Annotated in this window: 18 protein-coding genes; 3 read left to right on the top strand and 15 right to left on the bottom strand. The window is 67.6% G+C overall.

Annotation, left to right across the window (positions count from 1 at the left end):
• Positions 1-171: 171 nt before the first annotated feature.
• Complete coding sequence (locus AC2YHB_RS17880; RefSeq protein ID WP_487354415.1) at positions 172-1,590, bottom strand: substrate-binding protein; 1,419 nt, start codon at positions 1,588-1,590, stop codon at positions 172-174.
• A 36-nt stretch (positions 1,591-1,626) separates the two neighbouring features.
• Complete coding sequence (locus tag AC2YHB_RS17875) at positions 1,627-1,971, bottom strand: metalloregulator ArsR/SmtB family transcription factor (RefSeq protein ID WP_487354389.1); 345 nt, start codon at positions 1,969-1,971, stop codon at positions 1,627-1,629.
• Positions 1,972-2,146: 175 nt separating this feature from the next.
• On the opposite strand from AC2YHB_RS17875, the gene AC2YHB_RS17870 reads away from it, so the two are divergent.
• Complete coding sequence (locus tag AC2YHB_RS17870) at positions 2,147-2,776, top strand: GPR1/FUN34/YaaH family transporter (RefSeq protein ID WP_487354388.1); 630 nt, start codon at positions 2,147-2,149, stop codon at positions 2,774-2,776.
• A 61-nt stretch (positions 2,777-2,837) separates the two neighbouring features.
• Here the strand turns inward: AC2YHB_RS17870 and AC2YHB_RS17865 are convergent, their stop codons facing one another.
• From AC2YHB_RS17865 to AC2YHB_RS17830, 8 genes are all read right to left on the bottom strand, one after another.
• Positions 2,838-3,464 (bottom strand): MBL fold metallo-hydrolase, encoded by a 627-nt coding sequence (locus AC2YHB_RS17865; RefSeq protein ID WP_487354387.1) that lies wholly within the window; start codon positions 3,462-3,464, stop codon positions 2,838-2,840.
• Positions 3,461-4,846, bottom strand: coding sequence for an aminotransferase class III-fold pyridoxal phosphate-dependent enzyme (locus tag AC2YHB_RS17860; protein ID WP_487354414.1), 1,386 nt, complete (start codon positions 4,844-4,846; stop codon positions 3,461-3,463). Before AC2YHB_RS17860 ends, AC2YHB_RS17865 begins: the two co-directional genes overlap by 4 nt.
• A 1-nt stretch (position 4,847) precedes the next feature.
• Positions 4,848-5,579, bottom strand: a complete 732-nt coding sequence (locus AC2YHB_RS17855; protein ID WP_487354386.1) for a type 1 glutamine amidotransferase — start codon at positions 5,577-5,579, stop codon at positions 4,848-4,850.
• A 51-nt stretch (positions 5,580-5,630) separates the two neighbouring features.
• Complete coding sequence (locus AC2YHB_RS17850; protein ID WP_487354385.1) at positions 5,631-7,103, bottom strand: aldehyde dehydrogenase family protein; 1,473 nt, start codon at positions 7,101-7,103, stop codon at positions 5,631-5,633.
• 39 nt (positions 7,104-7,142) lie between these two features.
• The gene (locus AC2YHB_RS17845; RefSeq protein ID WP_487354384.1) at positions 7,143-8,258 is read right to left on the bottom strand and encodes an alcohol dehydrogenase catalytic domain-containing protein; all 1,116 of its coding nucleotides are present in this window, start codon (positions 8,256-8,258) and stop codon (positions 7,143-7,145) included.
• A 105-nt stretch (positions 8,259-8,363) separates the two neighbouring features.
• The gene (locus AC2YHB_RS17840) at positions 8,364-8,723 is read right to left on the bottom strand and encodes a WhiB family transcriptional regulator (protein ID WP_487354383.1); all 360 of its coding nucleotides are present in this window, start codon (positions 8,721-8,723) and stop codon (positions 8,364-8,366) included.
• Positions 8,720-10,129 carry an NAD(P)/FAD-dependent oxidoreductase gene (locus tag AC2YHB_RS17835; RefSeq protein WP_487354382.1) on the bottom strand — a complete coding sequence of 470 codons (1,410 nt, stop codon included), beginning with the start codon at positions 10,127-10,129 and terminating at the stop codon, positions 8,720-8,722. Before AC2YHB_RS17835 ends, AC2YHB_RS17840 begins: the two co-directional genes overlap by 4 nt.
• An 84-nt stretch (positions 10,130-10,213) precedes the next feature.
• A complete protein-coding gene (locus tag AC2YHB_RS17830; protein WP_487354381.1) occupies positions 10,214-11,746 on the bottom strand; it encodes an APC family permease in 1,533 nt (510 codons plus the stop codon).
• Between the two features lie 209 nt (positions 11,747-11,955).
• On the opposite strand from AC2YHB_RS17830, the gene ald reads away from it, so the two are divergent.
• Both ald and AC2YHB_RS17820 read left to right on the top strand, forming a co-directional pair.
• Positions 11,956-13,071 carry an alanine dehydrogenase gene (ald, locus tag AC2YHB_RS17825; protein WP_487354380.1) on the top strand — a complete coding sequence of 372 codons (1,116 nt, stop codon included), beginning with the start codon at positions 11,956-11,958 and terminating at the stop codon, positions 13,069-13,071.
• Positions 13,072-13,185: 114 nt separating this feature from the next.
• Positions 13,186-16,584: a pyruvate carboxylase gene (locus tag AC2YHB_RS17820; protein ID WP_487354379.1), complete on the top strand. Its 3,399-nt coding sequence runs from the start codon at positions 13,186-13,188 to the stop codon at positions 16,582-16,584.
• Between the two features lie 19 nt (positions 16,585-16,603).
• On the opposite strand, the gene AC2YHB_RS17815 is transcribed toward AC2YHB_RS17820, so the two are convergent.
• From AC2YHB_RS17815 to AC2YHB_RS17795, 5 genes are all read right to left on the bottom strand, one after another.
• On the bottom strand, positions 16,604-17,950 hold the full coding sequence (locus AC2YHB_RS17815; RefSeq protein WP_487354378.1) for a hypothetical protein: 1,347 nt from the start codon (positions 17,948-17,950) through the stop codon (positions 16,604-16,606).
• Positions 17,947-18,360 (bottom strand): hypothetical protein, encoded by a 414-nt coding sequence (locus AC2YHB_RS17810; protein WP_487354377.1) that lies wholly within the window; start codon positions 18,358-18,360, stop codon positions 17,947-17,949. Before AC2YHB_RS17810 ends, AC2YHB_RS17815 begins: the two co-directional genes overlap by 4 nt.
• Positions 18,357-18,782: a hypothetical protein gene (locus AC2YHB_RS17805; protein WP_487354376.1), complete on the bottom strand. Its 426-nt coding sequence runs from the start codon at positions 18,780-18,782 to the stop codon at positions 18,357-18,359. Before AC2YHB_RS17805 ends, AC2YHB_RS17810 begins: the two co-directional genes overlap by 4 nt.
• Positions 18,757-19,854, bottom strand: coding sequence for a hypothetical protein (locus AC2YHB_RS17800; protein WP_487354375.1), 1,098 nt, complete (start codon positions 19,852-19,854; stop codon positions 18,757-18,759). The genes AC2YHB_RS17805 and AC2YHB_RS17800 overlap by 26 nt, the downstream gene beginning before the upstream one ends.
• 108 nt (positions 19,855-19,962) lie before the next feature.
• Positions 19,963-21,357 carry a hypothetical protein gene (locus tag AC2YHB_RS17795; RefSeq protein WP_487354374.1) on the bottom strand — a complete coding sequence of 465 codons (1,395 nt, stop codon included), beginning with the start codon at positions 21,355-21,357 and terminating at the stop codon, positions 19,963-19,965.
• Between the last annotated feature and the right edge of the window lie 74 nt (positions 21,358-21,431).

Raw genomic sequence — 21,431 nt, 5'->3', positions numbered from 1 at the left:
TCGAGACCCCTGAGGGCTCCGGCGTTGGCGCCGTTGAACCAGGCCAGCCTCAGGCGTTCGCCCTCGACCGCACCTCCGAAGGCCACCGACGCGCCCGCCTCGAACCGAAGACGCCGGACCGCGGATTCCCAGACCGCAGGGTTCCGGGAGAGTTCATCGCGCACTGCAGGATCAACCGTTCTGGATGCGGAACCCGCCGGACTCGGCCCTGGCAACGTACAGGTCCTGCCGCATGTGGTGCGGGCCCTCGGACCGGACCGCACCTCGAGGCATGCGTCCACGGCTGCGGCGCAGCATGTTGCTCACCGTGCTCTCGTCCCCACGGCTCTGACGAACCGCCGCTGCATAGAGCACGATGGCCTCGTAGACCGACTCGGAGAGCGAGGACAGCGGCGGGGCCAGCTCGCCGTATCGACTGCGGTAGCGGCCCACGAGTTCGATGTTCTCGGGGGTGTCGAGTGCTTCGAAGTAGCCGAGAGCCGTCCAGATCCCTTGGGATGCCTGATCGCCGATCCTCTCTCGAGCGGACTCCTCCATCACCAGCGACAGCGTCTGCCAACGAGACCGGAAGCCCTGGTCCCACGTCTGCCGCTCGAAGGCGACCTCGTCCGCACCCACCAGCGTCGAGAGCACACAATCCGCCCCGCTCCGCTCGATGCCCGCCAAGGTGGACTCGAAGTCCTCGGTGCCGAGCGGCACGAACTGATTCCCCACAATGGTGGCACCGGCCTCCGCCAGTGCTCGCTCGCCAGCGAGGTGGGCACCGTGCGCCCAGCGGTAGTCGTTGCCGATCATGTACCACCGCTTGCCGGCAGCACTGTTCATCACCGTCGAGGCCGCCGCACGAACCTGGTCGAAGGGACGCTCTCCCCAGCGCAGCACGTCGCCAGCTCCAGCTCCGCCCTCGTTCAGGAGGGAGTGGATCACGGGACGACCGGTTCCGCTGAGTGCGTCGACCGCCGAGCCGAAGCTGGCACTCGTGACGCTCGCAACGATCGATCGGCATCCAGCGGCGATCAGCCGTCGAGCCTCCCGCGCAGCTTGGTCGGCATTCGTCTCGTCGTCGCCTACGACCAGCTCCACAGGGCGTCCGTCGAGACCTCCATCAGCGTTGATCTCCTCAACGGCCAATTCCGCCATGTACTCGGAAGCCACGCTGAACACAGCTCCCGGACCCGATTTGCTGGTGAGAAGGCCGATGCGATGGACACCAGCATCCACGTGCGAGGGCACGGGCCAGCCCCGCCGGCGCAGCAGCCAGTCCATGCCCTTCTGGTCGACGTCGCCGGTGACGGACACCAGGGAACCTCCGTCGGGCCCGGGACGGATCAATATCTTGAGGCGACCTGACCAAGGCTGGTCGTGGACGATCTCGATGAGCCGCCCCGGGACCACCCGGCCGAACCGTCCGAGGATGTCGACCGAACCGGTGGAGAGACCGTCCGACGGCAACCGGATGCCCACCGGAACGCCGGTCCGCACGACGTCACATCGCGCGTCGAAGAGCCAACTGCCTGCGCAACCCGAACCGAAGAGGCCGAAGACCTCCATCGGAGAATGGCGCAGCTCGCGCGTCGCCGTGATGAGCACCTCGCCCAAGGACCGTCACCCCCAAGGCCCGGATCGCTACGCAGAACGCGATCGGGATCCCTTCATCGCCTTCGACTCGACACTCGGCGAGTCGTCCGGAACACCTGACCCGAGCAGCACCGACAGGAACGACATGGCGTCGCGCACCGGACCCTCGGGGTCCAGCGAAAGGTGACGGAAGCGCCCCTCGCGGCGCTCGACCACCAGCCCCGCCTGACGCAGGATCCGAAGGTGGCTCGACACAGCAGTACGACCGACAGCCGAGACACTGTCGGCAACCTCGCCCGCGGTCATCTCGCCGTTCTCCGCGAGCAGGCGCAGGATCTCGCGCCGCGTCGGATCGGACAATGCGTCGAACGCGTCCTGGGCGGGTGCGCCCATCCTCCAGACCTCCCTCTCGTGTCAATGGGTGATGACACAACAACAGATTACCGCGCACCCGCCGCTACAGCAACATGTCAATTTGTCAGAAATCATTGACATATGCGGGGCCGCTTCATAGGTTCGCCGACCAGTTCGCCACGGCACCACGCCGCGGCACTGAGAGGAGCTCCTCATGAGTGCAGACACCGCCCCCGCCACCACCGACACCGGATCGACGACGGTGGCCCCGACGGGCGACCCCTTGGCCGTCGGCCTTCCAGGTTTCGTCGTCGGATCGGTCGCCCTCGGTCTGCAACTGACCGGATTCGTCTCTGCCGCCGCTGCAGCGGCGCCGCTCGCGATCATCCTCCCGGCCAGCGCCGTCTGCACCCTGATCGCCACTGTCTGGGCAGCTCGGCTCGGTCAGAACGCGGTCGCTGCCGTCTTCGGGGTCTTCGCGGGCTTCTGGGCGAGCTACGCCGGCCTCGTGCTCGGCCTCACGCACGGATGGCTGCCGGTGCCGCTTGAGGACATCCAGCACACGCAGGCGCTGTTCCTGATCAGTTGGCTGGTGGTCGTCGGAGTCCTCACCCTCGGCTCGCTCCGCCTCCCGCTGAGCTTCACCGCGGTCCTCGCCCTGGTGGACCTCACCCTCGTCCTGCAGATCGTCGCCGTTCTCGGCAACAACACCGGGGCCGCCAAGGCCTCCGGCTTCACGGCTCTGGGCTTCGCTGCCATCGGCTCCTACCTCTTCCTGGGCACCGTGCGGCAGGCGACCGGCGGGCAGCCACTGCCGCTCGGGCGCCCGGTCGTCACCGCCTGAGGCCTCCTGAGCACCGGCGGTCGTGAGCGGTCCCGCCCTCACGGCCGCCGGCACCACCGAGTCAGCGAGGGGTCGCCTCCGACGGCTCGAACGCCGCTCCGTGGCCCGGCACGATCAGTGCAGGCTCCATGTCGAGAACACGTGCGCGGCTCGCGTGGAAGGCGTCCTGGTCCGTGCCCACGGTGTCGTCGCCCGGAGGCCGCGACTCCGTCCACCACAGGTGGGTGAACGCCACCAGGCCGTCCGCGGTGCGTGCGAGCGTTGTGATGTCCTGGTCGGTGTGCCCCGGGGTCTGGATCAGGCTGACGTTGTCGGACACCTGGAAGCCCTCGGCGGGCCGCATCACCCACTGGTCGTTGCGGTAGATGCCCCACACGTCATGCGCCTGGGCGTTCGGGAAGAGCGCAACGTTGAAGGTGTGGTCAGGATGGTGGTGGCTGAACACCACATCGGTGATGTCACCCGCCTCGATGCCCATCTGGCGCAGAGGATCGAGGATCGATCCCCGACTGGGCACGAACCCGGGATCCACGATGATCAACTGGTCCCCGTCGCGCAGGAAGGCCACGGTCGAGGCGACAGACCCGGCGGTGCCCATCTCCCACGGCACGGCCGGAGGCACGTAGCCCGCGAAGAGAACCTCGAGCTGGTCGACGGCGCCGGTGGGCGCGTCCTTCGAATCGGTCATGCGATCACATCCTGTCTCGTTGAGTTGCGTTGGCCGCCAGCGACGACTGCCGCCAGGAAGTCCTGTCGGGATACCTCCTGGAGGGCGTCGTCGAGGATGTCGATCATCAGATCGATCTCGTCCGCGCTGATCGTCAGCGGCGGCGAGAGCACCACGGCGTTGTTCAAGGGAGCGATGCCCGCCGGGTAGACGATGAGACCCCGCTCGAAGCAGGCATCGACGAACAATCCGGACACCTGATGGGCCGGGTCGGGAGCAGCCTTGGCCAAGGGATCTGCGAGGAACTCGAAGCCCCACAGCAGACCGCGCCCCCGGACATCGGCTAAGAAGGGAAAGCGGGCGGCGAGCTGCAGCAAGCCGGCCTCCAGTTGCTCACCGCGCTGTCTGACATTGACCAGGACCTCATTCTGCTCGAGGTGGTCCAGCACGGCGAGGCAAGCCGCGGCGCCCAGCGGGTTCCCGGAGAAGGTGTGCCCGAACGGCGCCACACCACTGCCCGCGCGGATGACCTCGACCATGTGATCCCGCATCAGCACGGCGCCCATGGGTGAGTAGCCAGCGCTCAGTCCCTTGCCTGTGGCCAGCAGGTCGGGCACGACACCCTCGGTGATGCTGGCGAACCAGTCACCCGTGCGACCCATGCCGGTGATGACCTCGTCGATGAGGAGCAGGATGTCGAGTCGGTCGCAGATCTCCCGCAGAAGTTGAAGGTAGCCGGGCGGCGGTACGAGGACTCCACCCGCCGCACCGACGATCGGCTCGACGATGATGCCCGCGACGGTCTCTGGTCCCGCGCCGACCACCGCAGCCTCGAACTCCGTCGCGGCACGAGAGCCGTACTCATCGTCACTCTCGCCCGGCCGTGCATGCCGGAAGGCGTGGACGGCAGGGACGACAGGGAACGGGTGCAGCAACGAGCCGTAGTCAGGACGACGCGCGGCATGACCGGACATCGACAGGGCACCGAGGGTCATGCCGTGGTAGCTAACCTCGCGGCTGAGGATCTTCACCTTGTCCGGGCGGCCGCGTTCACGCCAGTGACCAACGGCCGCACGGATGGCGAACTCCGTGGCCTCGGAACCGCTGCTGACGAAGAAGGCGTGGTTGAGGTCACCCGGGGCCAGGTCGGTCAACCGACGCGCAAGCTCCTCGGCAGGTTCGTTGGTGAACTGCGTGCGGTAGGTGAACGCGACCTGCGACAACTGCCGGGCCATGGCGTCAGCGACTTCCTGAACGCCGTGGCCGATGCTGGCGGTCATCGCGCCACCACACCCGTCGAGGTAACGACGCCCCTCGCTGTCGTAGAGAAACACCCCCTCTCCACGGCTGACCGTTGGGTAACGACGGTCAACGACCTGCTTCAACAGAGCGCTTCGCGTCACTTCACTCCCACTCTCCACCCGTCGCGGCCCGTCGAACCATCGAAGCGAAGTTCCGGACGAGCTCTTGGTTGGCGCGAAGAACGAGGTCTTCGACTTCAAGGAGTTCCCCTCCACCGACCAGCATCGCCTGACGCTTCTGGGGCTCGGTACCCGTTGCTTCGACCCACGACTGGTAGACGCCGTGATTGATCTCGGGATGGAACTGGACGCCCCAGGAACTCTCCCCGACCCGGAAGACCTGGTTCGGATACATGTCGCCCGACCCCAGTTGCACGGCATCGGCGGGTAGTACCACCACCGCGTCACTGTGCATGGTTCCTGCCACAAACGGTGACGCCAAGCCGGCCACGAGACTGTCGTCCTGCGCACCGGGCAACCATCCAACCTCAGCAACGCCAGCCTCAAGCCCACGGTCGCCGACCGCGGTGCACCCCCCGAACGCTTGTGCCATGAGCTGAGCTCCCAAGCAGATGCCCAGACTCGGTTGGCCCCGTTCGGCCGCCGCACGTTGAAGTGCCCGGATGTCTTCGAGCCACGGATAGTCAACGTCGTCGAGCGAGCTCATGTCGCCACCGAGGACGACAAGACCGTGTGCGTCGAGAAGCGCCGGAACCGCATCGCCGTCGAAGGGCCTCACGCACGTCCACGACACCTTCTCCTCATCCAGCCAGCGACCCAACTCGCTGGGCGGGCAAAGGACGTCTGGTTGCACGATGACCACCTTCGGCGTCATCTCAGCCTCTCCCCCGCGCCTGTCGGGCCCTTCTTCTCTCCTCATCGCTCATCAGATCGGAAGGGTCAGGTCATCGAGCCCGACAACTTGGCTGCCCTGGAAGAAGCGCACCATGTCCGTCGGTCCGTGGCCACCCACACCCGCCGAGTTCCAGAATGTCTGCTCGGAACCGTCAGCCAGGTCCGCGAGCTTGCAGCCGTTGACCCGGACCTCGCCTGCGGGAACCCGCGCCGCGGCACGCAGCGCTCGGTCGACGTCGGCGCCGAACACGAAGCCGGCGAGCCCTGTCTCCGGACCAGCTGCCGCGGCCACGGAGAAGTCGTCGCTCTGCGAGGCATGCACGGAGATGACCGGACCGAACAACTCCGCGGTCGAGTCCTCCGCCGGAACGCCGACCACGAGGGTCGGAGCGAGGAACCAGCCGGACAGGTCGGGGAGCTCGTTGACGGTGAGCTCCCTCCCACCCCTGGCGACCAGGTCGTCGATGCGGCCGACGAGGTGGTCGCGGTGCGCGGAGTGCGCGATCGGCCCCACGTCGGTCGTGTCCTCCAAGCAGTGCCCGACCGTGCGGGAGTTGAGCTCTTCGAGGATCGCGTCCACCAGCTCGTCGTGACGGGACTCGTGCACGATCACCTTGCCGGGAGCCTCGCACCACTGACCGTTGAGCTTTGTCATGCCGTCGACCAGAGCCGCGGCTGTGAGCCGCACATCGGCATCCCGGAGGACGACCGCCGGGTTGTGGCCACCGAGCTCGAGCTGGAGAGCCGCGAAGTGAGGTGCTGCTGCCGCAGCAACAGCCCGCCCGCCGGACCCACCGCCGGTGAAGGAGACGGCTCGGACCCGCGGGTCGCTGACGACCTGCGCCCCGACCGCCGCGGCGCCGTGGACCAACTGGAAGACAGCTGGCGGAAGATCCAATTCGCCGACGGCGTCGGCCAGCACCTCCGCCACGATCTGACAGCCTGCGGGCGCCCACTCCGAGGGTTTGAGGATGACCGGGCAACCTGCCGCGAGCGCGCTCGCCAGCTTGGCGACGCCGACGAACGTCGGCGCGTTCCATGGCGCGAGGACCGCCGCAGGTCCCAGGGGGCGCCGCATCAGGCGGACCGGGCGTCCGTTGCCGTCGAGATGGCGTCCCGTGCCAACCTCGAGCAACTGGTCCCGGGCCGAGCGCACGCGCGGACCGAGATACCCAGCCATCTGGGTCGCAACGCGCAGCGGGTTGCCGTTGCCCATCGCGTCCTCGAAGCCGATCTCGTCCGAGCGGGCATCGAGGCCGTCGGCGAGCCGGTCGAGGAGCGCGACCCGCGCCTCCACCCCAGCGGCTTCCCAGGCGCCATCGACGTGCAAGGAATGGGCGGCGGCGAGAGCGCGCTCGACACCCGTCGGGTCCGTTGCGACCTGCCGCTGTCGAACTTCACCGGTGTTCGGGTCGTCGAGCGTCCCTGGGAGCTGGTGCGCCGGCGCGATCCACGCGCCGTCGATGTAGTCGATCTGTTCCTTGGGGGCGTTGCTCACTGCCATCGTCGGCTTCCTGTCTGAGGCGATTGGGGAATGCCGGAGTCAGGCGCCGGCGCGGGTGAGGTCGACGACGATCCGAACGGTGTCGGGATCGCCCATGGCGGTGAGACCGCTGTTGATGTCGGCGAAGTCGATGACACTGGTGACCATGCCGTCGAGGTCGAGTCGCCCCGCCCGGTAGTGGTCCGTGAACATGGCGACGTCGCTCAGGAAGCGGTTGGCGCCCATGTAGGCACCGCGGACAGTGCGATCGCCGTACACCAACTCGTCCGCAGGCAAACAGAGACGCGCCCCTTCCGGCATCAGGCCGAGGATCGTTGCCGCGCCAGTGGGAGCGAGACAGGCGAAGGCCAGTTCGGCCGTCGCCGTGCGCCCGACGGCCTCAATGGCGTGGTCGACCCCTGCAGGGACGAGCGCACGAACGGCGGCCACCGTCTCCTCTGCGCTGGTGCCGGCAACGACGCCGTCGGTCGCACCGAACCGCTTTGCGCTCTCGACCTTCGCCGGTTTCGCGTCGACGGCAATGATCCGGCGCGCACCTGCGATGCGGGCGCCTTGGATGGCGGAGACCCCGACTCCCCCGCAGCCGATCACGGCGACAGTGTCAGTTGGGCCGACAGACGCGCCGTGCACGACCGCACCAACACCTGTCGTGACGCAGCAGCCAAGCAAACAGGCGACATCGGCAGGGATGACATCGTCTACCTTCGCAAGCGAGTGTTCACCGACGAGAATCGCCTCAGCGAAGGCACCCACCCCTCCGAGTGCCCCCAGCGGTGAACCATCGGGCAGCCAGTGCTTCGGTCGCCGGCGAGATCGCACCACGTCCACGCGCTGGCACTGCGTGGGACGTCCACGCAGGCACTGGTCGCACGTGCCACACGCAGGCGTCACGGTGGCGACGACTCGGTCACCCGGCGAGAAGCGAGTCACCGCAGCACCGACCCTGCCGACGACGCCGGCCACCTCGTGGCCGAGCACTGTCGGAAGGTCGATCGACAGGGACCCGTGGACGTAGTGGAGATCGCTGTGGCAGAGCCCCACACGCTCGACCCGGACGAGCACCTCGGCGTCGAGCGGGTCGTCGATCATGACGGACTCGAGGCCCAGCGGAGCTCCGACCTCGCGCAGGACTGCGGCAGTGATGGTGGTGGGCAACGTCCGTCTCCTGTAGAGCTGCTACTTGGGTCGCCGCATAACGCGGTTCCTGGTACTTGATGGTCGTCGCGCTCTACGGGAGCGACAACGTGTGCGGTGCACCCCTCAACGGATCTGGCTGTGCACGACCGCCACATGTCCAACGGCGCTGAATCTCGCATGGCGTCGGCGACGTTCGAGATCCTCGGCACGGCGGGCGACGCGCTGCCGCTCGCCCGGCGTCGTACCGCCCCACATGCCGAACTCTGCCCCGACCTCGAGAGCGAACAGCAGGCACCGGGTGCTCACCGAACAGCGCCCACAGAACGCGCGCGCCTCCTCGAACTGCGCCTGAGCCGCTCGTCTGTCACCAACCGGGAAGAAGAGATCACCGTCCTCGTCGAGGCAGGCGCTGCGAAGTCGCCAGTCCTCGGTGTGAGCGAGGCTCGCCGCCCGTTCGCTAGGCGCCGCCGTCTCCGTCGTCACGACTTCCCAGCACCCACCAGGTCTTCGTCGCTGCGTTCTTCCACACAGGGACGCAAGCCACGGCCAGCAGCTTCTTCTGCGACCTGCGCGAGCGCGAGTCGTCCGAAGATCTGCTGTTCGGTGAAGGTCCGCTCGGACCGACCTGTGCCGAGGAAGGAGACCGACCAATCCATCACCGAGGTGACACGGTTCTTGAACCCGACGATGTAGAAGAGGTGGACGAGCAACCACATCAGCCACGCGACGATCCCGGTGAGGCGGAGCTGGCCGACCATCGCGACCGCGCGGAAGCGGCCGACGATGGCCATCGAGCCCTTGTCGTGATAGCGGAACGGGTCGTCACGGGGGAAGCCGTTCACACGCCGATTGATGAGCTTCGCAGCGTGGTTTCCCCCTTGGATGGCGACCTGCGCAACGCCGGGGAGGTTGTCGAGCGAGATCATGTCGCCGACGACGAACACCTCGGGATGGCCCGGCAGGGTCAGGTCGGGGTTGACCGAGATCCGGCCGGCGCGGTCGAGCGGCGCCCCGGTCTGCGCGGAGAGCTGCTGGCCGAGCGAGTTGGCCTGGACACCGGCCGCCCACACCTTCGCGACGGCCTCGATGCGCTGCTCGCTCCCGTCCTTGTACTTCACGGTCAGGCCGCGCTCGTCGACATCGGTCACCATCGCACCGAGCAGCACCTCGACACCGAGCTTCTCGAGCTTCTCCTGGGTCCACTTGCCGAGCTTGGCGCCGAACGGCGGCAGCACCTGGGGCGCGGCATCGACGAGGATGACCCGGGCCTGGCGGGTGCTGATCGCGCGGAAGTCGCGGGTCAGCGTGCGGTGCGCGAGCTCGGCGATCTGGCCGGCCATCTCGACCCCGGTCGGGCCGGCGCCGACGACCACGAAGGTCAGCAGGTGGTCGACGTTCTCCCCACGAGCGGCGCCGAGCTCGGCCATCTCGAAGGCGCCGAAGATCCGGCCGCGCAGCTCGAGGGCGTCGTCGATGCTCTTCATGCCGGGGGCGAACTCGGCGAAGTGGTCGTTGCCGAAGTAGGACTGACCGGCACCGGCGGCGACGATGAGGGAGTCGTACGGCGTCACGAGCTCCTCGCCGCGGGCGCTCGACCTCACCTCGCGAGCGGCGAGGTCGATCCCGGTGACCTCGCCCAGCAGGACCTGGAGGTTCTTCTGGTTCGCCAGGACCTCGCGCGTCGGGGGCGCGATCTCGCCCTCGGAGAGGATGCCGGTCGCCACCTGGTAGAGCAGCGGCTGGAAGAGGTGGTGCGTCGTCTTCGCGATCATGGTGACGTCGACGTCGGAGTGCCGGAGCGCCCGGGCGCCGAACAGGCCGCCGAAGCCGGAGCCGATCACGACCACGCGGTGCAGGGATTCGGATGTGGTGCTCGTGGCACTCGTCACGTTGGGTCTCCTCGTTGGAAAGAGCCCCGGGTGGCGGCGACCCCCCCAGCCGCTGCCACCCGGGGTTGAGTGCCTGGAAGGTCCTCAGTCGCCGCGGCGCTCGGATTCCAGGCCGGACTCGACGTACTGCTCGTCGACGAAGAGCTCCTCGAGCTCGTCGTCGTGCAGGTCGCCGATGGTCGCGTAGCGGTCGGGGTCGCGCGAGCGCAGCCACAGGGCGTAGAGGAACCCAGCCGCGGCGATGACAGCGACGTAGAGCGGGATCAGCTTGACCACCCTCACCTCACCTCCCGCGAGGAAGCTCAGGTTGTTGACCAGCAGGTACATGACGACCCCCTGCGCGATCGCGCCCACGGCCGGCGCAGCGAGCGTCTTCAACCAATCGGCGCCAGTGACCCGTCCCACTCGGTTGAAGTAGCCGATCACCGCCAGGCAGACGAGGAACTGCACCAGCAGCACCGCGAGTGTGCAGAAGATCGGCAGCCAGGTCGCGAGGTGGACCAACGGGTCGGCCCCACCGATTGCGAAGATGGCAACGGTGACGATCGCGATCGTCGCCTGTACGCCGGCCGCGACATGCGGAGACTTGTGCTGCTCGTGGGTGCGGCCCAGCGCCCGCGGCAAGATGCCGTCACGACCCAACGAGTAGAAGTACCGCGAAGCGTTGTTGTGGAACGCGAACGCGCAGGCGAAGAACCCGGAGACCACGAGGAAGTCCATCAACGTCCGCATGAAGCCGAACGTGTGAGAGTCGGCCAGGACGAAGAAGTACTGGTCAATGAGCGTGCCCGCCTGAGCTGGCGAGTCATCGCCGAAGCCGACCGTGCCGGCGTACGCGACGAACGTGTAGAAAATGCCGAGCGTCAGCACTGCGATGTAAGTGGCGCGCGGGACGCTCTCCTTCGGGTCGCGGGTCTCCTCGCCGTAGATCGCCGTCGTCTCGAACCCGATCCACGACCAGAAGGCCAGGAAGAAGCCGATGCCGACCGCCGGGGCAGCACCCCACTCGCCCGGGTTGAACGCCTCCGGCTGCTGCCCCTGGGTGCCACCGGAGAAGACCGTCGCGAGAGCGACGACGAGCACGACCAGCACCTCGAGGGCAAGCAGCACACCGAGGATGCGAGCGGTGAAGGTGACCCTGAAGTAGGAGATCGCGAACATAAGGACGAGTCCGGTGATCGACACCCAGTACCAGGGGACCGAAAGGCCGAAGTGTTCATCAAGGAGTGCGGAGCCGTAGAAGCCGAAGCCACCGACGATCGCGGCGGAGATCATGCTGTACGCCGCAAGGACCACGAAGCCGACGCTGAGCCCCATCGGACGCCCGAGGCCCTGTGCGGAGAAGGTGTAGAAGGCGCCAGCAGATGTGATCCGCTTCGCCATCTGCGCGAAGCCCACGGAGAAGATCAGCAGGATGGCCGTGGTGGCGGCGTAGGTGAGTGCCGTCGCCATGCCCGCGCCGGCCGCCATCGAGATCGGGATGTAGGTCGACGCGACGACCAGGGGTGCCGCGGCTGCAGTCACCATCAGCACGATGTGCAGGAAGTTGATCGAGCTGCGGAGAAGCTGTGTGGAGACGCTCCCAGCCCCGGACTGGGATGCGGAGATCTGGCCCATCTGGACATCCTCCTCGGATGGTCGGGCGCGTCACCCCGATGGGACGAGCCGGTGTTCGGACTCGCTGAAACTAGGCCGCGTGACCCACGCCACGTATAGCCCTGCCGAACACATCGACCCGCAGGTGTGTGCGCCGCTGGACTGTCCGGGAGACGGTGCCTCCGACCCACACTGATCCGCGCAAGCACACGTCCCAAGTTGGAGGAATCATGCGGATCGGCGTCCCCAAGGAAGTCAAGAACCACGAGTACCGGGTGGCCATCACGCCCGTCGGCGTGCACGAGCTGGTCTCGCGTGGCCATGACGTCGTGATCCAGACCGGGGCCGGTCTCGGCTCCTCGATCACCGACGCCGAGTACGTCGGCGCCGGTGCCAAGATCCTCGACAACGCCGATGACGTGTGGGGCTCGGCGGAGATGGTCCTGAAGGTGAAGGAGCCCATCGCGGAGGAGTACACACGGATGCAGGAGGGCCAGACCCTCTTCACCTACCTCCACCTCGCTGCCGACAAGCCGCTCACCCAAGAGCTGCTCGCCCGCAAGGTCACCGGCATCGCCTACGAGACCGTCCAGCTGCCGAGCGGCGGCCTGCCGCTGCTCTACCCAATGTCCGAGGTGGCCGGTTGCCTCGCGCCCCAGGTCGGCGCGCACGCACTGATGAAGGCCCAGGGTGGCCGTGGCGTGCTCATGGGCGGCGTAGGTGGCGTCGCGAACGCCAAGGTGGTCATCATCGGCGCTGGCGTCTCCGGTCAGAACGCCGCCAACATCGCGCTCGGCATGGGCGCCGACGTGACCCTGCTCGACACCGACCTCGACAAGCTGCGGATGTCGTTCTGGCGCTACAACAATCGCGTCCACGGCCTCGCGTCGTCCCGGCTCACCCTCGAGCAGCAGGTCAGGCAGGCCGACCTGGTCATCGGTGCCGTACTGATCCCCGGTGCCGCCGCGCCCAAGCTCATCTCGAACGAGCTCGTCGCCCAGATGAAGCCGGGCTCCGTTCTCGTCGACATCGCCATCGACCAGGGCGGCTGCTTCGAGGACAGCCACGCAACGACGCACGCCGACCCGACGTACCAGGTCCACAACTCGACCTTCTACTGCGTGGCCAACATGCCCGGCGCAGTCCCGAACACCTCGACCTACGCGCTGACCAACGCCACGCTCCCCTACACGGTTGCCCTGGCGGACAAGGGTTGGGCGCAGGCCTGCCGCGACGACCGCAGCCTGGCGCTCGGCCTCAACACGCACGCTGGCGAACTCACCAACAAGCCGGTTGCCGACGCCGTCGGCATCGACTTCACGGAGCTCGACTCGGTCTTGGCCTGAGCCGCCAGCGCCGGCGTCACGCCGGCACACCAGCGGCGTCGGCGCGGTTCACCCTTCCAGTCACGGACCGCGCCGGCGCCGCTTCTGCATGTCCAACGCACAGCCAGGAGAGTCATGTTCAAGAAGGTCCTTGTCGCCAACCGTGGCGAGATCGCGATCCGCGCCTTCCGCGCCGCGTGGGAGGTCGGTGCGAAGACGGTCGCCGTGTTCGCGTACGAGGACCGATGGTCCGAGCACCGGTTCAAGGCCGACGAGGCCTACGAGATCGGGGAGCGGGGGCACCCGGTGCGGGCCTACCTCGACCCGGAGGCCATCGTCGCGACGGCGGTGGCCTGCGGGGCCGACGCGATCTACCCCGGCTACGGCTTCCTGTCGGAGAACCCGGCGCTCGCGGAGGCCTGCGCCGAGGCCGGGATCACCTTCATCGGCCCGGACTCGACGGTCCTGGAGCTGACCGGCAACAAGGCCCGCGCGATCGCGGCGGCCAAGGCCGCCGGCGTACCGACACTGCAGAGCGTGGACCCGTCGACCGACGTCGACGCCCTCGTGGCCGCCGCCGAGGCGATCCCGGCGCCGCTGTTCGTCAAGGCCGTCGCCGGTGGCGGCGGTCGCGGAATGCGCCGCGTCGACGACCGTGCGCAGCTGCGCGAGGCGATCGAGACCTGCATGCGCGAGGCCGAGGCCGCCTTCGGCGACCCGACGGTCTTCATCGAGCAGGCCGTCGTCGACCCGCGCCACATCGAGGTGCAGGTCCTCGCCGACGGGACCGGCACGGACGAGGGCGTCATCCACCTCTACGAGCGCGACTGCTCCGTGCAGCGCCGCCACCAGAAGGTCGTCGAGATCGCGCCGGCGCCCAACCTGGACCCGGAGATCCGCGACCGGATGTGCGCCGACGCCGTGCGCTTCGCGCGCGAGATCGGCTACAAGAACGCCGGCACGGTCGAGTTCCTGCTCGACCCGGCCGGCAACTACGTCTTCATCGAGATGAACCCCCGCATCCAGGTCGAGCACACGGTGACCGAGGAGGTCACCGACGTCGACCTGGTCCAGTCGCAGATCCGGATCGCGGCCGGCGAGACGCTTGCCGACCTCGGACTGCGCCAGGACAAGGTGCGTCTTCGAGGATCTGCGCTGCAGTGCCGGATCACCACCGAGGACCCCGCCAACGGCTTCCGTCCTGACACCGGCGTCATCACTGGGTATCGAGCCCCTGGCGGGCCTGGCGTGCGGGTGGACGCGGGGACCGTCAACGCGGGAGCGGAGGTGTCACCCCACTTCGACTCGATGCTCGCGAAGCTGACGTGTCGCGGAGCCTCCTTCACCGATGCCGTCCGCCGAGCCCGCCGCGCCTTGGACGAGTTCAGGATCCGCGGGGTGCAGACCAACGTCCCGTTCGTCTCCGCCCTACTTGCCGACGCCGAGTTCATCAACGGGGCCATCACAACGTCGTTCATCGAACGGCGTCCCGAGCTGCTCGCAGCGCGGGTCACGGGGGACCCAGGAGCCAGGTTGCTGGACTACTTGGCGGACGTGACCGTCAACAAGCCGTACGGCGCCGCCCGGGCCTCGGTCGACCCGTCGTCCAAGCTGCCCGCGCTCGACCTGTCGCTCCCCGTGCCGGACGGCTCCCGCCAGCAGCTGCTCGCCGTCGGCCCGGAGGCCTTCGCCGCCGAGCTGCGCGCCCGCACCGGCGTCGCGGTCACCGACACCACCTTCCGCGACGCCCACCAGTCGCTGCTCGCGACCCGGGTGCGGACCATCGACCTGCTCGGCGTCGCCGACCACGTCGCCCGGCTCACCCCCGAGCTGTGGTCGCTCGAGGCCTGGGGTGGCGCGACCTACGACGTCGCGCTCCGCTTCCTCGCCGAGGACCCGTGGGAGCGGCTCGCCGCGCTGCGCGAGGCCGTGCCCAACATCTGCCTGCAGATGCTGCTCCGCGGACGTAACACGGTCGGCTACACGCCGTACCCGACCGCGGTGACGCAGGCCTTCGTGCAGGAGGCCGCGGCCACCGGCATCGACGTCTTCCGGATCTTCGACGCCCTCAACGACGTCTCCCAGATGCGGCCCGCGATCGAGGCCGTCCGTGAGACCGGCACGACCGTCGCCGAGGTCGCCCTCTGCTACACCGGCGACCTGTCCTCGCCCGGCGAGAAGCTCTACACGCTCGACTACTACCTGCGCCTGGCCGAGGAGATCGTCGACGCCGGCGCCCACGTGCTCGCGATCAAGGACATGGCCGGCCTGCTGCGCGCACCCGCCGCGCGCACCCTGGTCACCGCGCTGCGCGAGCGCTTCGACCTGCCCGTGCACCTGCACACCCACGACACCCCGGGCGGCCAGCTCGCCACCCTGCTCGCCGCGATCGACGCCGGCGTGGACGCGGTCGACGCGGCCTGCGCCTCGATGTCCGGTACGACATCGCAGCCGGCCCTGTCCGCGCTGGTCGCCACCACCGACCACTCCTCGCGGTCCACCGGGCTGGACCTCGACGGCGTCAACGCGCTCGAGCCCTACTGGGAGGCGACCCGCCGGCTCTACGCGCCCTTCGAGTCCGGGCTCCCCGCCCCGACCGGCCGCGTCTACACGCACGAGATCCCCGGCGGCCAACTCTCCAACCTGCGCCAGCAGGCCATCGCGCTCGGCCTCGGCGAGAAGTTCGAGCAGGTCGAGGACATGTACGCCGCCGCCAACCGGATCCTCGGCAACGTCCCCAAGGTGACGCCGTCGTCGAAGGTCATCGGCGACCTCGCGCTCTCCCTCGTCGCCGCCGGCGCCGACCCCGCCGCGTTCGAGGCCGAGCCCGGCCGCTTCGACATCCCCGACTCCGTCGTCGGCTTCCTCAACGGCGAGCTCGGCGACCCGCCCGGCGGCTGGCCCGAGCCGTTCCGCTCCAAGGCACTGGACGGCAAGTCGTGGACGGCGCCCGAGCCGGTGCTGTCCGACGAGGACGCCACGGCGTTGGCGACCGCTGACCGATCGGTGCGTCGTCGTACCCTCAACCGGCTGCTATTCCCGGGTCCGACCGCCGACTTCAACGCCGCACGGGCAAAGCACGGTGACGTATCGATTCTTCCCACGCTTGAGTACCTCTACGGCCTCCAGCCAGAAACCGAGCACGCGATCGATCTCGGGCACGGTCGCCGCCTGCTCATCGGGCTTGAGGCCATCGGCGAGGCCGACGAACGTGGATACAGGACCGTCATGTGTCGTCTGAACGGTCAGCTCCGGCGGCTCAGTATCCGCGACCGGTGCGTTGCGACCGCGACGGCGTCAACCGAGAAGGCCGACCCTGCCAACCCGGGCCAAGTCTCGGCGCCCTTCCAGGGCGTGGTGACTCTCCTCGTCAATGTCGGAGACATCGTCAAGCCCGGGGATCACGTCGCAACGATCGAGGCGATGAAGATGGAGGCCGCGATCACGGCGCCGCGGGCGGGAGCCGTCACTCGACTCGCGATCAACGAAACACAGGCCGTCGAGGGCGGCGACCTTCTCCTCGTCCTCGGCTGAGCAGCCGGCCGCGGCAGGATCAGCCTCCAGCCAAGAGAATGATCCCGCCGCCGGTGTAGGCGATCATGACGGCGACAAGCGGATACTGGCCCCGCATGCCTTCGCCGCTCCGGAGTACCGCGAGCGAACGGTCGTGAGCCGCAAGGACCGCCACCACATGACCGATCACGATCGCCGCGATCTGGATAAACGCGATCTGGGAGGTGGAGAGCACCGTGTAGTCGACGGCGGCTCCCTGCAGACCGAAGAGGTCCCAACCCTTGCTGAGCGGGTCGTTGGCCAGCAAGTAGCCCTGCTGCCCCTGGAACAGCGCGAACGACAGGTAGTGGGCGACGGTGTAGCCGATCGCGATCGGGATGAGCGACGGCGCGAACAGGGCGGCCAGACCCCGCGCGTCCGCGCGGTCGCGTAAGACGAAGCGCCGGGTCAGGAGCATGGCAGCTCCGAAGGTCGCCCCGACCGCGGCAACCGAGCCCACCAACCCGAGGGTGCCGATCATGAGGTACTCGGCGCGCCCGGTGTCGGCGACCCGTCCCGCCCACCAGGAGGACCTGCTGACTCCGTCGAACACGGTCGACCCGAGGATCACTACGACCACGGGAGTCAGAGAAGGACTTGCCGGCGTCATGGCGATGCCCCGCATCGGGTTGCGCAGCACGATGCGGCCGCCGTGGTTGCGCCCCAGAGGTGCCGCTCTCGCCACCATGTTCGCGTACACCTCGAATCCGTCTCCCCGGTCGAACCACGTGGGGCCGAACACAACTCCCGCGACGATCTGGACCACGGCGTACCAGAAGACGAACCAGGCAACGGTCGAAGGTGAAGCAGCGCCGTCGTACACGAGCTCGAGCCAAAGAAAGGCTACGAGGCCAACCACCCCCGGCCACATACCGGTGGCCGACGGCAGCCGGACCGGTGCCGGGTTCAGGAAGGTGAGAGTGGACGCGACAGCTCGAAGCGGATTGAGGCGCTTCCAGACCGGGCCAAGAAGCAGCGACAAGGGGACGAGCCCCACCCAGAACCACGCGTAGAACCACGTAGGCGCGGGGTTCGCTCGACCGTAGTCATCGGGCCCCATCCACCCGACGCACAGGAAGACGGTCAGGAGCAGCAGGCCCAGCAGCCGCAGCGCCACACGAGCTGGCGCGGAGTCCACGATTCGTTCCACGGTGGCGAGTCGGAGCTCACCGCCCGCGTCTTCCCATCGCGGTTTCGCCCACAGCGCCGTAGCAGCAAAGAACGACACCGCCACCACGGCGACACCCGCGTACGTGGCCAACCAAGGCGCGACCGGCAGGTCGGATCGGCCGCCGATCCCGTGAGCGAGGACCTCGCCGCCGCTGACGGCCTCGACCAGCCCCCTCATCGCACACGAAGCACGATCAGGGACAGATGGTGGTCCTCCAACTCGACGTCGAACTCGCCGGGGATGTCAGCATCGAACGTCACCGTTCCCGGCACGCCAGCCTGGAGGTCCTCCGTCAAGTCGTAGCCGTGGACGTGCATCTCGTCGGCCTCATCAGAAAGCACCTCGACGGTCACGGAGGCACCCAGGCTGACTTCGAGTTCCTGAGCTCCGCCCACGACCTCGCCGCCACGAACCTCGATCAACCGCGGCTGCCCGCTCACTCCAGGTCCATCATCGGACTGCGAGTGGCTCTCCGCGGACGACGGGTTCGGGTCCGGATCGTCGACCGAGCACGCCCAAGCGGTGAGAACGAGCAGTAGGGCCGCCCATATCGCGCCCCCGAGTGCCTTGACGGCGGGGACGTTCATTCGCCCACCTCAACCGTCGCAAGCACCGTGACCTCATCGCCGTGGCGGAGGGTCAGATCGAACTCGCCGTTCTCGGCTGCGTTCACCACTACGGTCGCAACCTTGCCGGGCTTGACCGACTGCCTCACCGACTCATCTCCCTCGAGATCGAGCTGTCCCGCAATGTCACTGTTGACGGCCAGGAAGAGGAACTGACCTTGGGTCGCCTCGAGGTGCTGGGCCTCGTACGGCTCGCCGTCCTCGAACTTGATCGCGGTTGCGTCCACGAGCTCGGTCGGATCGGTGATCGTCGGCTTGGCCTCCTTGCCCGATCCGCCGTCCGTTGCGCAACCGGACAGCCCAGTTCCAACGAGCGCCGCCAGAACGAACACATGGGCCGTCTTGTGGCCCCAACGCCTACCTTCTTGCATCAGTTCTTGCATCAGTTCGCCTTCTTCTCAGTCGCGCTGCTAGGTAGGAGGCCGCGACCGCGGCCGTCAGGGCTACTGCCACGGCGTACGCTCTCGCGTCACCCGCCCAGAACCCGTCGCCGGGAACAGGCGGGTCCAGAACGGGTGGATCGACAGCAGACCATTCAGACTCCCCGGTGATCTCGGCCCTCCGACCATCGATCGTGAGCGGAATCGTCCATCGGTTGATCACCAGGTTCTGCTCGTCGGACGACGCGGTGGGGATGTCAGCGCTGTAGTCGAGGCGTGGCTCACCCCACGTGAGCCATCCGGGTGCACTTCCGGCCATCGGCGCCCACCCGGTTCCCCGGTCTTCCGGAAGCAGCAGCGCCCGGAGATTCGCCTGGTAGTCCTCGCTGCTCCTGCTGCCGTAGGCACCCTGCGGGGAGACCCGGAGATAAGGGTGGTTCGATCGGTCGAGGATCTCGACCTTGTGTTGACCGGTGCCGATCCGGATCTGGGGCGGCCGCGCTTCGATGATGTCGACCTGCAGCTCGGGCGGTGAAGACGTGACAGTAGTGACGACCTTGCCCACCCGCTTCCGCTCGACGACGCCCCTGACCTCGAACTCGCCATCCACGCCGCGGAACCTGACAGACCAGTTAGCGAGCGGTTCCGAAGAGAGGGCGCCAAGGCCGCGCTCCTGGTCTTTGGAATCGTCGCGAAGGACGGGATCAAGCCGAGGGTCCGGCCAGATCCACGACGCTTTCGACGTGAGGCGCACCCATGTTCCGTCGGTCTTGCAGCAAGGTCTCTCGACGACCTTGGCACTCTCACGGTTCTTGGGCGAGGCGCGCAGGTAGCGTGAATCGATATCACCGAAGGTGCCGCGGGCCGAGACTTCCAGATACGGGTTGCCGTCGGGATCGAGTGCATAGACAGGGTCTACGGACTCGTTACCGAGAACGAAGTACGTCAGCTCGTCGTCGACGACCTCGATGGCCACGCCATCCGGCTGAGCCGGGGAAATCCCGGTCAGCCGGACGACGAGGGTGGGGTCACGGTGAGCGTTCGCTGGCAGGACCAGCAGCGGGACCAGCGCCACGAGAAGAACCACTACGATTCCCCCCACGCAGCGCACCCGTCGCCACAACGATCCATCAGACATCGTGTGCCTCAACATCATCACCAGTGACCCCTCGGACGTGAACCGTCAGCTGGTCTTGTTCTCGTAGAACTCGACAGGACCGCCGGTGTAGCAGCCCGGGCCGGTCATCGGCCGCATCGTGCCCTTGGCGTTGCCCGCCCACGTGTTGACCTTGACGTCCCAGAGCGTGGCGTAGTTGTCCTCGGTCAGGAAGCACAGGTCGGGGAACGCGTCGCCGGCCTCGGCCTTGCCGTCAGCGAAGGTCTTGGACAGTCCCGGCCAGTACTTCGAGGCAGGATTGGTGAGCCACAGCGGGTACCAGTTGTAGTGATGGGTCGGCATGAACCTCTTGGCGCCAATCGCCTTCGCGTAGCCCTTGTTGTCGGCGAAGTAATTGGCGTCCGTGAAGAACGTCATCTCGGCGACACCGCCGATCTCAAGGTCTACACGGTCCGTGTCGCCGATCTTCTCCAGCGCCTCGCGAATCTCCTTGGCTCCGGGCTCGAGGTTGTTGGTCGCTCCCGTCGATCCGTGCTGGACGATGCTGAAGTCCTTGTATCGCAGGACCCAGGCGACGTTCGAGCCTTCAAGGTCGAACGGCGCGTACTGCTCGTAAATGCTCTGCGCGATCGCCGTCGGGTTGCTCGCGTAGTCCTCGATGATGTCCTTGATGTTCTGGTCAATGCTCAGCTGGGCGCCCGACAGGCTCTCGGGGTAGGGCCGACCGATGAACGACGGCGTGTGCTTGACCTGGACGGCCCGGATCTCCTTGAGACCGGGGATCGGCTTCTCCGGCCATGCGTTGTCACCAAAGTCGTTGAACCGCAGGAAGGCGGTGAGGTCAATCTCCTGACCGAGCAGGTTCAGCGGCAGCTGGCCAAGGACCGGTCCAAGAAGGTCCTCGAGCCCCAGGTCAAGACCCTGTCCGAGGTACGGCAGACCGCCGGCCCAGGAGTCGCCGGTGAAGAAGGGCTTGCCCTTGGCATCGCGCAGCAGGTTGCACTTGAGCTTGGCGGGGTCCTTGCCGAGCTTGATGGCCGTGACCTTGGTGAAGAGGCAGCCACCGAGGTCGGTGACCAGAGGGATGCCACCGTCGACGGCCAGCGCGACGGCGTTGTGGTTCTGGTCGAAGTGGATGTGGTTCTGCAGGATCGCTACGGGCTTGGCCGCGATCACGTCCTCCAGGCTGACGTAGCCGTTGGTATTCCGATTGGCACCAGTGTCAGTCAGCTGGTCCTCAATGGTTGAGTCGGACAGCAGAACGGTGCCGCCGAACGAGAACAACTGGGTCGTGTTGCCGATGGACCGGACCCGGACCGTGTTGGGATCGTCCCAACCGGGGCCCAAGATCTTGGTCCGCGCCTGCTCGACAGTGAGCTGGGCCGTTTCGTCTGCCGCGGCGTCCGGGGCCGAGGCCACGGATACGCCAACCAGCGGGACCAGCAGGGCGGTGGCGACCACCCCGACTCGCCGACGCACGTTAGAGGTGAGTTTCATTGGGAGCATTGCCTCTCTGGTTGTTGTGTGGTCGCCCG

This window comes from Nocardioides sp. SRI_004, assembly GCF_057586415.1.
Note: the sequence above shows the minus strand (reverse complement) of the source record. Positions and strands in the feature narration are given on the sequence as shown.

Coding starts and splice junctions, on each gene's coding strand:
- AC2YHB_RS17865 (WP_487354387.1), bottom strand. CDS start 3,464: ATGACCGATTCGAAGGACGCGCCCACCGGCGCCGTCGACCAGCTCGAG.
- AC2YHB_RS17870 (WP_487354388.1), top strand. CDS start 2,147: ATGAGTGCAGACACCGCCCCCGCCACCACCGACACCGGATCGACGACG.
- AC2YHB_RS17815 (WP_487354378.1), bottom strand. CDS start 17,950: ATGAGGGGGCTGGTCGAGGCCGTCAGCGGCGGCGAGGTCCTCGCTCAC.
- AC2YHB_RS17805 (WP_487354376.1), bottom strand. CDS start 18,782: ATGCAAGAACTGATGCAAGAAGGTAGGCGTTGGGGCCACAAGACGGCC.
- AC2YHB_RS17830 (WP_487354381.1), bottom strand. CDS start 11,746: ATGGGCCAGATCTCCGCATCCCAGTCCGGGGCTGGGAGCGTCTCCACA.
- AC2YHB_RS17810 (WP_487354377.1), bottom strand. CDS start 18,360: ATGAACGTCCCCGCCGTCAAGGCACTCGGGGGCGCGATATGGGCGGCC.
- AC2YHB_RS17850 (WP_487354385.1), bottom strand. CDS start 7,103: ATGGCAGTGAGCAACGCCCCCAAGGAACAGATCGACTACATCGACGGC.
- ald (WP_487354380.1), top strand. CDS start 11,956: ATGCGGATCGGCGTCCCCAAGGAAGTCAAGAACCACGAGTACCGGGTG.
- AC2YHB_RS17875 (WP_487354389.1), bottom strand. CDS start 1,971: ATGGGCGCACCCGCCCAGGACGCGTTCGACGCATTGTCCGATCCGACG.
- AC2YHB_RS17820 (WP_487354379.1), top strand. CDS start 13,186: ATGTTCAAGAAGGTCCTTGTCGCCAACCGTGGCGAGATCGCGATCCGC.
- AC2YHB_RS17855 (WP_487354386.1), bottom strand. CDS start 5,579: ATGACGCCGAAGGTGGTCATCGTGCAACCAGACGTCCTTTGCCCGCCC.